11 protein-coding genes are annotated in these 11902 nt (G+C 67.6%); 10 read left to right on the top strand and 1 reads right to left on the bottom strand.

Translation table 11 applies throughout. From position 1 onward, the window contains the following. Window positions 1–156 precede the first annotated feature (156 nt). Genes aroQ through ACPUER_RS14985 form a run of 3 tightly spaced genes read left to right on the top strand, consistent with a single transcriptional unit; the run spans window position 157 to window position 2855 of the window. Entirely contained in the window at window positions 157–612 is a 456-nt protein-coding gene (aroQ, locus tag ACPUER_RS14995) for a type II 3-dehydroquinate dehydratase (RefSeq protein ID WP_034181783.1), read from the top strand. Then, window positions 609–1478 carry a shikimate dehydrogenase gene (locus tag ACPUER_RS14990; protein WP_175960172.1) on the top strand — a complete coding sequence of 290 codons (870 nt, stop codon included), beginning with the start codon at window positions 609–611 and terminating at the stop codon, window positions 1476–1478. The genes aroQ and ACPUER_RS14990 overlap by 4 nt, the downstream gene beginning before the upstream one ends. 33 nt (window positions 1479–1511) lie before the next feature. Further along, the gene (locus tag ACPUER_RS14985; protein ID WP_175960173.1) at window positions 1512–2855 is read left to right on the top strand and encodes an MFS transporter; all 1344 of its coding nucleotides are present in this window, start codon (window positions 1512–1514) and stop codon (window positions 2853–2855) included. A gap of 111 nt (window positions 2856–2966) precedes the next feature. On the opposite strand, the gene ACPUER_RS14980 is transcribed toward ACPUER_RS14985, so the two are convergent. Continuing rightward, on the bottom strand, window positions 2967–4076 hold the full coding sequence (locus tag ACPUER_RS14980; RefSeq protein WP_425131465.1) for a 2-aminoethylphosphonate--pyruvate transaminase: 1110 nt from the start codon (window positions 4074–4076) through the stop codon (window positions 2967–2969). 353 nt (window positions 4077–4429) lie between these two features. Here ACPUER_RS14980 and phnS point away from each other — a divergent pair, with 353 nt between their 5' ends. Genes phnS through ACPUER_RS14945 form a run of 7 tightly spaced genes read left to right on the top strand, consistent with a single transcriptional unit; the run spans window position 4430 to window position 11718 of the window. Beyond that, complete coding sequence (phnS, locus tag ACPUER_RS14975) at window positions 4430–5521, top strand: 2-aminoethylphosphonate ABC transporter substrate-binding protein (RefSeq protein ID WP_175960176.1); 1092 nt, start codon at window positions 4430–4432, stop codon at window positions 5519–5521. A gap of 34 nt (window positions 5522–5555) precedes the next feature. Then, complete coding sequence (phnT, locus tag ACPUER_RS14970) at window positions 5556–6659, top strand: 2-aminoethylphosphonate ABC transport system ATP-binding subunit PhnT (protein WP_310136524.1); 1104 nt, start codon at window positions 5556–5558, stop codon at window positions 6657–6659. Beyond that, the gene (locus ACPUER_RS14965; RefSeq protein WP_310136523.1) at window positions 6637–7557 is read left to right on the top strand and encodes a 2-aminoethylphosphonate ABC transporter permease subunit; all 921 of its coding nucleotides are present in this window, start codon (window positions 6637–6639) and stop codon (window positions 7555–7557) included. Before phnT ends, ACPUER_RS14965 begins: the two co-directional genes overlap by 23 nt. Continuing rightward, window positions 7547–8407: a 2-aminoethylphosphonate ABC transport system, membrane component PhnV gene (phnV, locus tag ACPUER_RS14960; protein WP_425131464.1), complete on the top strand. Its 861-nt coding sequence runs from the start codon at window positions 7547–7549 to the stop codon at window positions 8405–8407. The genes ACPUER_RS14965 and phnV overlap by 11 nt, the downstream gene beginning before the upstream one ends. Next, the gene (phnA, locus tag ACPUER_RS14955) at window positions 8404–9711 is read left to right on the top strand and encodes a phosphonoacetate hydrolase (protein ID WP_425131463.1); all 1308 of its coding nucleotides are present in this window, start codon (window positions 8404–8406) and stop codon (window positions 9709–9711) included. The genes phnV and phnA overlap by 4 nt, the downstream gene beginning before the upstream one ends. Then, on the top strand, window positions 9708–11162 hold the full coding sequence (gene phnY / locus ACPUER_RS14950) for a phosphonoacetaldehyde dehydrogenase (RefSeq protein WP_425131462.1): 1455 nt from the start codon (window positions 9708–9710) through the stop codon (window positions 11160–11162). The genes phnA and phnY overlap by 4 nt, the downstream gene beginning before the upstream one ends. Before the next feature lie 4 nt (window positions 11163–11166). Further along, window positions 11167–11718 (top strand): phosphonate degradation HD-domain oxygenase, encoded by a 552-nt coding sequence (locus ACPUER_RS14945; RefSeq protein ID WP_175960182.1) that lies wholly within the window; start codon window positions 11167–11169, stop codon window positions 11716–11718. Window positions 11719–11902: the final 184 nt, after the last annotated feature.

The raw sequence follows: 11902 nt of genomic DNA, 5'->3' as shown, positions 1-11902 counted from the left end.
ATAAGTGACATGGATTATACAAACTAACTAGTTGGTACAAATTAGCGAAAACCCGAAAAGACATTGCGCTTGCGCAAGCGCACACTAGCGCCAAATCTTGACGTCAGGGGGCGAAGCCGGCTAGCGATTCGCCCCCGTTTTAGGAGCAGAATCACCATGAGCAAGCACAAGGTGCTGGTGCTGAACGGCCCGAACCTGAATCTGCTGGGGACACGCGAGCCCCATATCTACGGCGCGGAAACGCTCGCCGACGTCGAGCAGCGCTGCCGCGCGGCGGCCGACGGGCTCGGGCTGGAGATCGATTTCCGCCAGTCGAACGCGGAGCACCAGCTGATCGACTGGCTGCATGCGGCGCGTCACGACACGCACGGCATCGTGATCAACCCGGCCGCCTATACGCATACGTCGGTGGCATTGGCCGATGCGCTGTCCGCGATCGCGAAGCCGGTGATCGAAGTGCATATCTCGAACGTGCATCGCCGCGAGGCGTTCCGTCACCATTCCTATGTGTCGGCGGTCGCCGAAGCCGTGATCTGCGGCTGCGGCACCGAAGGCTACGTGTTCGCGCTGCAGCGTCTGTCGACGCTGTTTGCGCAGGGAGCCGCGCGATGAGCCGCCCGTCGTTTCTGATCGGCCTGATCGGCCAGGGTATCGGTGGTTCGCTGTCGCCCGCGATGCACGAGGAAGAAGGATTCCGCCAGGGCTTCGGCTACGTCTACCGGCGTATCGATCTCGACGTGCTCGGCGTGACCGCCGACGCGCTGCCGCAACTGCTCGATGCCGCGCAGCGGATGGGCTACAACGGTCTGAACATCACGCACCCGTGCAAGCAGCGCGTGATCGAACACCTCGATGAGCTGTCGGACGATGCCCGCGCGCTCGGTGCGGTGAACACCGTGCTGTTCAAGGACGGTAAGCGGATCGGCCACAACACCGACTGGTCGGGCTTCGCGAAATCGTTCCGCCGCGGGCTGCCCGGTGCGTCGCTCGAACGCGTCGTCCAGCTCGGTGCGGGCGGCGCGGGCGCGGCCGTGGCCCATGCGGCGCTGCAGATGGGCGCGGCCGAACTGACGATTTTCGATGTCGATGGTGCGCGCGCCACCGCGCTCGCGGGCGAGCTGCAGCAGCGCTTCCCGGCCGCGCGCGTTGCGTCGGGCGGCGCTCCGTCCGGCGACGATCTCGCGGCCGCGATGCGCGCCGCGACGGGCCTGATCCACGCGACGCCGACCGGCATGATCAAGCACCCGGGCCTGCCGCTGCCGGCCGAGCTGCTCCACGCGGGCATGTGGCTGGCCGACATCGTGTATTTCCCGCTCGAAACCGAATTGATCCGCGCCGCGCGCGCGGCCGGCTGCGCCACGCTGCCAGGTGGCGGGATGGCCGTCTACCAGGCCGTCGACGCGTTCGAGATCTTCACCGGACGCACGCCCGACCCCGAGCGGATGTTCGATCACTTTCAGTCGCTCGTCGCGCGCTGACCCCCTTATAGAAAGAGAAACCAGGAGACGACCATGCAGCACACCACCCATACGAGTGCCGCGCCGGCGCAGGCGGCCGGCACGGTCCGGCGCACCTCGGCGCGCTACAAGATTCTCGCGCTGCTCGCGATCGGCACGATGATCAACTACCTCGACCGCACCGTGCTGGGGGTGGCTGCGCCGCAGCTCACCAAGGAGCTCGGCATCAACGCGGCCGTGATGGGCATCATGTTCTCCGCGTTCTCGTGGACGTACGCCGCGATGCAGGTGCCCGGCGGCCTGTTCCTCGACCGCTTCGGCAGCAAGATCACCTATTACTGGTCGATGACGCTGTGGTCGCTGTGCACGTTCCTGCAGGGCTTCGTGCCGGGCATCGCGACGCTGCTCGCATGCCGGCTCGGCCTCGGCGTGACGGAGGCGCCGTGCTTCCCGACCAACAGCCGCGTCGTCGCGACGTGGTTCCCGCAGAACGAGCGCGCGATGGCGACGGGCACCTATACCGTCGGCGAGTACATCGGCCTCGCGTTCTTCAGCCCCGTGCTGTTCGCGCTGATGGGCGCGTTCGGCTGGCGCTCGCTGTTCTGGGTCGTCGGCGCGGTCGGCATCGCGTTCGGCCTGGTCTGGTGGAAGTTCTATCACGAGCCGCGTGATCATCCGGGCGCGAACTCGGAGGAACTTGCGTATATCGAGGCGGGCGGCGGTCTCGTGCACGCCGCACGCAAGGACGGTAACAACGGCGGCAAGGGCGAGCAGAAGAAGTTCAGCTGGGCGATGGCCGGCCAGCTGCTGAAGAAGCGCCAGCTCGCGGGCATCTGCCTCGGCCAGTTCGCCGGCAATTCGACGCTCGTGTTCTTCCTGACCTGGTTCCCGACCTATCTCGCGACCGAGCGCCACATGGGCTGGCTGAAGATCGGCTTCTTCGCGGTGATGCCGTTCATCGCCGCGTCGGTCGGCGTGATGTTCGGCGGGATCTTGTCCGACTGGCTGCTGCGCCGCGGCAAGTCCGCGAACCTCGCGCGCAAGCTGCCGATCATCGCGGGCCTGTTGCTCGCATCGACGATCATTCTCGCGAACTACGTGCAGAGCAACGAGGCCGTGATCGCGATCATGTCGGTCGCATTCTTCGCGCAGGGGATGGCCGCGCTCGGCTGGGCGCTCGTGTCGGACATCGCGCCGGACGGCCTGCTCGGCGTGACGGGCGGCATCTTCAACTTCGCGGCGAACCTCGCGGGGATCGTCACGCCGCTGGTGGTCGGCTTCATCGTCGCGTCGACCGGCTCGTTCGTCGGCGCGCTCGTGTTCATCGGCGTGATCGCGCTGGTCGGTGCGCTGTCGTACATCTTCGTCGTCGGCGACATCAAGCGGATCGAACTGTAAGCACCCACTCCACGCGCATCTCGTGCGTTCGCCCGGCGGCCGGTTGGCCGCCGTTTTTTTTGTATGGGCGCCGGCTGGTGTGCCGGCTCGAGTCCCGGCTCCCGTGCCGCGTTACGCGCGCCGCACGGCGATGCCGAGCGATTCGACTGCTTGCGCGATCGCCGCCACCGCGCGCCGGATATCGTCGGCATCGATCGCGCCGATGCAGCCGACGCGGAACGTCTCGAGCTGCGTGAGCTTGCCCGGATACAGGATGAAGCCCGCGTCGCGCACCGCGTCGTAGAAGCGGCAGAAATCGTAGGCCGGATGGTCGGGCGCGTGGAACGTGACGATCACGGGCGCCTGCACGCTCGCGTCGAGGAACGGCACGAAGCCGAGCGCGCGCATCGATTCGACCAGCGTCCGGCAGTTCTCCGCATAGCGCGCGCCGCGCGCGGGCTGGCCGCCTTCGGCGAGATACTGGTCGAGCGCGGCGCGCAGCGCGGCGATCACGTGCGTCGGCGGCGTGAAGCGCCACTGGCCCGTCTTGCGCAGGTATGCATATTGATCGTGGAGATCGAGCACGAGCGACCGCGAGTTGCCTTCGCTCGCGTCGAGCGCGTCGCGCCGCACGATCGCGAAACCCATCCCCGGCACGCCTTCGAGGCATTTGCCGCTCGCCGAGATCAGTGCATCGATGCCGCTGTCCGCCAGCACGATCGGCAGCGCGCCGAACGAACTCATCGCATCGACGATCAGCCGCTTGCCGTTCCGCCGGCATGCGGCCGCGATCGCGTCCAGCGGGTTCAGGATGCCGGCGCTCGTCTCCAGGTGCACGAGGGCGACGTGCGTGATGCGCGGCTCGCGTGCGAACGCGGCCTCGACCGCGGCCGCGTCGACGGCCGCGTCCTCGCCGAACGGCAATGCGATCGCGTCGATGCCGAGCCGGCCGAGGATCTTCAGGATGCGCGCGCAATACGCGCCGTTGTCGGGCACGAGCACGACGCCGTCGCGCGGCACCAGCGTGCCGAGCGCGGCCTCGACCGAGAACGTGCCGCTGCCCTGCATCGGCACGCACACGTAGTCGTCGCCGCCGCGCGCGATCGCGACGAGGTCCGTGCAGACGCTGGCCGTCAGCTGGTTGAAAGCGGCGTCCCACGACCCCCAGTCATGTTGCATTGCGTGGCGGGTTGTGGCGGACGTGGTGAGCGGGCCGGGCGTAAGCAGGATCGGGTCGGGCATGGTTTGTCTCCAGCAAAGGTCGGGCGAAACGCCGGGCGGCATTTCTGAATGACGTGCATGATATTGGCAAAATGTGTCATTTTTTGGAAATTGTGGCACTCGTCACGGGTTTGTCATTGAACGCTGTGATCCTTCGGTTGCCGCGCGAAACCAACCGCAGCGCGGCGGCGAGGCGGGCCGCTTATCGGCCTGCCCGGAGATAACAGGCCTTGCATGCGGCCGGAGGAAACGCTGAAGCGCTAACTCTGGCCGACAGCTTTGCATGGGGCCAGAGCAAGCGCTGAAGCGCCAACTCTGGCCGACAGTGCCGGACATGCCCCGGCCGTTTGGTGTTCCGCCTACGGAGAAGTGAGATGACACTGCAGAATTCCTCGCGCGCCGCTGCCGGCGCGTTCCGCAAGCTCGCGCTGGCCGCCTGCGCCGCCGGTTTGCTGCAAGGAGCCGCGCTGCCGGCGCATGCGGCAAACGCGGTCGTGCTGTATACGGCGGACGGTCTCGAGAACCTCTATCGCGATGTGCTGCCGGCCTTCGAGAAGAAGGAAGGCGTCAAGGTCAACATCGTGACGGCGGGCAGCGGCGAGGTCGTCAACCGCGCGAACATCGAGAAGAATTCCCCGAAGGCCGACGTGATCGTCACGCTGCCGCCGTTCATTCAGCAGGCCGGCCAGATGGGCCTGCTGCAGGCGTACCAGAGCGTGAACTACAAGAACGTGCCGGCGATTGCGAAGGCCGAGGACGGCACGTGGGCGACGTTCGTGAACAACTACTTCTCGTTCGCGATCAACCCGGACGTCGTGAAGAACCAGCCGAAGACGTTCGCCGACCTGCTGTCGCCGAGCTATGCCGGCAAGGTCGCGTACTCGAACCCGGCCACGGCCGGCGACGGGATGGCCGTGCTGATCCTGACGACCTCGCTGATGGGCGAGGACAAGGCGTTCGACTACCTCGCGAAGCTGTCGCAGAGCGTGAAGTTCCACACGAAGGGCACGGGCTACCTGAACGTGCTGCTGTCGCGTAACGAGATCAGCGTCGCGAACGGCGACCTGCAGATGGACCTCGACGATGCCGAACACGGCGCGCTGTCCGTCAAGCCGATCTTCCTGGCCGCGAAGGACGGCGACCAGCCGACCACGTTCCAGCTCCCGTACGGCATCGGGCTGATCAAGAGCGGCCCGAACCAGGATGCCGGCAAGAAGCTGATCGACTACCTGATGTCGACGGAAGTGCAGTCGAAGGTGCCGGACATGTACGGCATCCCGGGCCGCACGGACGTGCCGCTGGCAGGCAGGAACGGCGAAGCGGTCAAGAAGGCGATCGCCGGCGTGAAGCTGATCCCGGTCGACTGGGCCCAGGTGATGGCGAAGAAGCCGGTGTGGATCGAGCGCTGGAAGAAGGACGTGATCGGCAGCTCGGGCAAGCAGCTCGACGTCGTCAAGCCGAAGTGATCGGCGCACGCCGCCTGTATCAGCGAGCAAGAGGATGAACCCGGTGGAAACCACCCTGACCCATCCCGGCGCATTCGGCGCCGCCGAACCGCACGCGACGCTGCGGTCCGGCGCGCCGGGCGGCGTGCAGATCCAGCACCTGAGCGTGCGCTACGGCGCACGCACGGTGCTGGAAGATCTGTCGTTGTCGATCGGCGCCGGTGAATTTCTGACCGTGCTCGGCAAGAGCGGCTGCGGCAAGACCACGCTGCTGCGCTTCATCGCCGGGTTCGTGAAGGCCGACGGCCTGACCGGCACGCTGACCGTTGCCGGACGCGACCTGACCTATGCGCCGCCGCACAAGCGCAATCTCGGTCTGCTGTTCCAGAATTACGCGCTGTTCCCGCACCTGTCGGTGTTCGAGAACGTCGCATTCGGGCTGCGCGCGCGCGGGATGGCGTCGTCGGAAGTGACGCGACGCGTCGCCGACGCGCTGAAGCTCGTGCAGCTCGGCGATGCGGGCCACCACCTGCCCGCGCAGCTTTCGGGCGGAATGCAGCAGCGCGTCGCGCTGGCCCGCGCGCTCGTGATCGAGCCGGACGTGCTGCTGCTCGACGAGCCGCTGTCGGCGCTCGACGCCAACCTGCGCGCATCGGTGCGCAGCGAACTGAAGGCGCTGCACGAGCGCCTGCCGAACCTGACCGTCGTCTGCGTGACGCACGACCGCGACGACGCGCTCGTGCTGTCCGACCGCGCGCTGCTGCTGCGCGACGGCCGCATCGCGCAGCTCGGCACGCCGCAGCAACTGTACGACGCGCCGCAGGATGGCTACGTCGCGCGCTATCTCGGCCCGGCGAACCTGCTGCCGCCGCGCGTGATTTTCCCGCTCGGCGATCCGCGTCACGAAGTGCGCGACAAGGTCGCGTGCGTGCGCCCCGAGCGCCTGACCGTGATGCCGCTCGCGGCGGGCGGCCTGCACGGCACGGTGTCGTCGGTCGAATGGCAGGGCGCGGACCTGTCGATCGCGGTCGTGATCGACGCGGCGCCCGACGAACCCGTGCGCGTCACGATGCAACGCGGCCGCGGCGCGGCTCCCGAGCGCGGTGCGCGCGTTTCCCTGCATTGCGAGGCAGACGATGTCGTCCTTATCGAGCCCTGAAACGGGCCTGCCGCCGCACGTGCTCGCGTCGGCCGCCGCGCACGCTGCCGTCGCGCGGCGCCGCAAGCGCATGGGCGACCTGCACCTGGCCGCGCTCGCGGTCGTCGTGCTGGGCCCGCTCGTCGTGTATCCGCTGGTGCGGCTCGTACTGCTGAGCGTATCGGGCGAACACGGGCTGAGTTTTGCCGCATACCGGACCTTCTTCGGCAACCCCGACACGCGCAACGTGCTGCTGACGACGCTCGGCGTGCTGTTCGCGAGCGCCGGCACCGCATCGGTGCTCGGCGTGCTGCTGGCCGCGCTGCTGTTCTTCAAGCCGTTTCCGGGCGCGTCGCTCGTCACGCGCTTCCTGGAACTGTACGTCGCGTTTCCGTCGTTCCTCGTCGCGTTCACGCTGATCTTCCTGTACGGCTCGCAAGGGTCGATCGGCATCGCGTTGCAGCACCTGTTTCATCTCGAGAATCCGCCGCTCGACTTCCTGTTCGGCATCGGCGGCGTGATTCTTGCGCAGACCGTGTTCTATACGCCGTTCGTCGTGCGACCGACGCTCGCGTCGTTCGCGACGCTCGACCTGCGGCTGATCGAAGCCGCGCGCAGCCTCGGCGCGTCGGGCTGGATGCTCGCGCGCCGCGTCGTGCTGCCGATCGCGTGGCCGGGCATCGCCGCCGGCACCGTACTGTGTTTCCTGCTGACGCTGAACGAATTCGGGATTCTGCTCGTGCTCGGCAGCGCGCGGCTCGTGACGCTGCCGGTCGCGATCTACAGCAGCGCGACCGTCGATCTCGACCTGCCGACCGCGTCGGCCGGCGCGGTCGTGATGCTTGCGCTGTCGCTGGCGCTGTATACGGTTTATCGCCGGGTGAACCGGCGTGCGACGGGAGGGAACGATGTCCGCTGAATTCCGTATCGGGCAGGGCGTGCCGCGTCACCAGATCGGCTGGAGCGACGCGCTGCTCAAGCATGCGTCGCGCGCCGCGCTCGCGCTGGCTGCGTTCACATGCTTCTGGCTGTTCGTGCTGCCCGTCATCGTCGTCGCGCTGTCGAGCGTGTCGACGCAATGGTCGGGCACGATCTTGCCGGCCGGTTACAGCCTGCGCTGGTTCGAGCGGCTCGGCTCGCCGGAATACGATGCGCTGCTGACGAGCCTCGAAATCGGCTTCGGCGTGTCGGCGATCGGCACGATCCTCGGGCTGTGGCTCGCGCTTGCGCTCGAAGGGCGTGACCGGCGCGGCCTCGGCGCGGTCGTCGACGCGCTCGTGATGGTGCCGAACGGTGTGCCGAGCGTCGTGCTCGGGCTCGCGGTGCTGATCGCGTATCACCAGAAGCCGCTCGATCTGTCGAGCTCGGCGGCGATCGTCGTGCTCGTGCAGCTCGCGCTGATTCTGCCGTTCTGCTATCGCTGCGCGGCCGCCGCGCTGCGTCCGGAACTGACCGTGCTGCGCGAAGCCGCGGCGAGCCTCGGTGCGCCACCCGCGATGGTGCTGCGCCGCGTGCTGCTGCCGCAGCTCGTGCCGGCGCTGCGCGCGAGCCTCGCGCTCGGCTTCGCGCTGTCGCTCGGCGAGCTCGGCGCCACACTGACGGTTTATCCGCCCGGTTTCGCGACCGTGCCGATCGTCGTGATCGGCCAGGTCGAGCGTGGTTATTACCTTCCGGCATCGGCGCTGTCGCTGCTGATGCTCGGCGCGTCGCTCGCGGCGCTGCTGCTGATCGCCGCGCGCGTGCCGCGCGGCACGCGGGCTGCATCATGAACGCCGCGTTCGCATTGCGCCGTCCCGGTGAAGCGTCGGCGGCCGGCGCATCGCCGGATCTCGCGGGACGCTCGGTCGACGTCAACGGCCGGCGCTACCGGCTGCCGGTCGAGCCGACCGTCGTCGTCTGCGTCGACGGCTGCGAGTACGCCTATCTCGAACGTGCGGTGGAAGCGGGCGTCGCGCCGTTCATTGGCCGGATGATCGCGGAAGGCACGGCATGGCGGGCCGATTGTGTCGTGCCGACCTTCACCAACCCGAACAACCTGTCGATCGTCTGCGGCGTGCCGCCGTCGGTCCACGGGATCTGCGGCAACTATTTCTGGGATTCGGCCGCCGTCGGCGGGCGCGGCGCCGAAGTGATGATGAACGACCCGGCCTATCTGCGGGCCGGCACGCTGCTTGCGGCGGCGTCCGACGCCGGCGCGCGGGTGGCCGTCGTGACGGCGAAGGACAAGCTGCGCCGGCTGCTTGGCTGGCAGCTGAACGGCATCTGCTTTTCCGCCGAGAAGGCCGCGCAGGCGAATCTCGCGGAAAACGGCATCGTCGACGTGCTCGACTGGGTCGGCCTGCCGTCGCCGGATGTCTACAGCGCGGCGTTGTCCGAATTCGTGTTCGCGGCCGGCGTGCGGCTCGCGCAGACGCGGCAGGTCGACCTGATGTACCTGTCGACCACCGACTACGTGCAGCACAAGTGCGAGCCGGGCAGCGCCGGCGCGAACGCGTTCTACGCGATGATGGACGGCTATCTCGCGCAGCTCGACGCGCTTGGCTGGGCGATCGGGCTCACGGCCGACCACGGGATGAACGCGAAGCACGATCCCGCGACCGGCCGCCCGAACGTGATCTATCTGCAGGATGCGTTCGACGGCTGGTACGGCGCGCAGGCCGCGCGCGTGATCCTGCCGATTACCGATCCGTATGTCGTGCACCACGGCGCGCTGGGCTCGTTTGCAACCATCTACCTGGCGCCGGGCGTCGACCGGGCCGAGGCGATGTGGCGCGTCGGCGGCCTCGACGGTGTCGAGCTCGTGCTCGACAACGCGGAAGCCGCCGCACGCTTCGAGCTGCCGGCCGACCGGATCGGCGATCTCGTCGTGATCGGCCGTCGCGACATGACGCTCGGTACGCGCGAGCGCGAACACGACCTGTCGGGCCTCACGGTGCCGCTGCGTTCGCATGGCGGCGTGTCGGAGCAGGAGGTGCCGCTGCTGTTCAATCGGCGTGTCGAGCGGGACGATCCCGCGCGTCGCCCGCGCAACTTCGACGTGTTCGATTTCGTGCTGAACCGGATCGCGACATGATGGCCCACCCCCGGCAAGACCACCCCGAGTTTCGCGCCGAGGCGCTGCGCTGGTGCGGCACGCGCGCGACGCGCGAGCGCACCTTCGATATCGACGATCCTTATACGGGCGCCCGGGTCGGTACCGCGCCGCTCGCCAGCGTCGACGACGTGCGCGCCGCGTTCGATTACGCGATGGCCTACCGGCCGAAGCTTACGCGCTACGAGCGTTCGCAGATCCTCGAACGTGCGGCCGCGCTGCTGCGCGAGCGCACCGAGGAAGCGTCCGACCTGATTACGCTCGAATCGGGGCTGTCGAAACGGGATTCCCGCTACGAGATCGGCCGCGTTGCCGACGTGCTGAAGTTCGCGGCGGTCGAGGCGCTGCGTGACGACGCGCAAAGTTTCTCGTGCGACCTGACGCCCCACGGCAAGGCGCGGCGCGTGTTCTCGCAGCGGCAGCCGCTCGACGGCGTGATCGTCGCGATCACGCCGTTCAATCATCCGATGAACCAGGTTGCGCACAAGATCGCGCCGGCGATCGCGACTAACAACCGCGTGATCGTGAAGCCGTCGGAGAAGGTGCCGCTGTCGGCGTTCTATCTGGCCGACCTGCTGGTTGAGGCCGGGCTGCCGGAGCCGATGCTGCAGGTGCTGACCGGCGATCCGCGCGAGATCGCGGACGAACTCGTTACGCATCCGCATGCATCGCTGATCACGTTTACCGGCGGCGTTGCGATCGGCAAGGCGATTGTCGCGCGGGCCGGCTACCGGCGCATCGTGCTGGAGCTGGGCGGCAACGACCCGCTGATCGTTCTCGAAGACGCCGATCTCGAACGCGCGGCATCGCTGGCGGTGCTCGGCTCGTACCGGAATTCGGGCCAGCGCTGCACGGCCGTCAAGCGGATGCTGGTGCAGCGCTCGATCGCGCCCGAGTTCACCGAGTTGCTCGTCGAGAAGACGCGCGCGTGGAAGTACGGCGATCCGTTCGATCCCGCGAACGAAATGGGCACGGTGATCGACGAGGCGGCGGCGCGGCTGTTCGAGGCGCGGGTCGACGAGGCGGTTGCGCAGGGTGCGCGCCTGCTGACCGGCAACGTGCGGCGCGGCGCGCTGTATGCGCCGACCGTCCTCGACAACGTCGATCCGTCGATGACGATCGTGCGCGAGGAGACCTTCGGCCCCGTATCGCCCGTCATCGCGTTCGACACGATCGACGACGCGATCCGGATTGGCAATGGAACGGCGTTCGGGTTGTCGTCGGGGGTCTGTACGGACAGCACGGCGGCCGTCGTGCGCTTCGTGAACGAGCTGAACGTCGGCACCGTGAATGTATGGGAGGTACCCGGATACCGGATCGAGCTGTCGCCGTTCGGCGGGATCAAGGATTCGGGGCTCGGTTACAAGGAAGGCGTTCAGGAGGCGATGAAGAGCTTCACGAACCTGAAGACGTTTTCGCTGCCTTGGGAGTGAGCGAATGGCACTGACGGTGGAAGAGATCCACGGGCTGTATCGCGAGCATGGCCATGTGGCCTATAGCGGTGAACCGGTCACGCAGCTCGAGCATGCGTTGCAAAGCGGATTGCTGGCGGAAGAGGCGGGCGCGGACGAAGCGCTGGTTGCGGCGGCGTTCCTGCACGACCTCGGGCATCTGCTGAATCGCCAGGGCGAGACGCCGAGTGCGCGCGGGATCGACGATCTGCATCAGTATTACGTATTACCGTTCCTACGGCCGCTATTTTCCGACGCGGTGCTGGAGCCGATCCGGCTGCACGTCGATGCGAAGCGCTGCCTGTGCCGCACGGACGCCGGCTACTTCGAGGGCCTGTCGCCGGACTCGGTGCGCAGCCTTGCGCTGCAGGGCGGCATCTTCAGTGAAGAGGAGGCGGTGGCATTCCTGCAGCGCCCGTTTGCGGAGGACGCGCTGCGTCTGCGCCGCTGGGACGATACGGCGAAGGAAGCAGGAAAGGTGACGCCGGATCTCGATCACTATATGGGGATCGTCGCGCGCCAGGTGCGCGCGGCCTGACGATCCCGTTGCTTCTTTATATAGGGCCCCGCACGCGGCAGCGTGCGGGGCCTTGAATTTTTTTGCGAAACCCCTTGCGCGATCGAAGCGAGGTGCATAGAATCACGCCTCTTTCGCGCTAACGGAAACGCGGCGCGGGAGAGGGGAAGCGAAGTCGGCGGTGTGCAGCGGGTTGGGCGCACGG

The sequence above is a fragment of the Burkholderia sp. DN3021 genome, from assembly GCF_049805555.1.
GTDB classification, from domain to species: domain Bacteria; phylum Pseudomonadota; class Gammaproteobacteria; order Burkholderiales; family Burkholderiaceae; genus Burkholderia; species Burkholderia pyrrocinia_C.
This window is presented reverse-complemented; position numbering and strand designations above follow the sequence as displayed.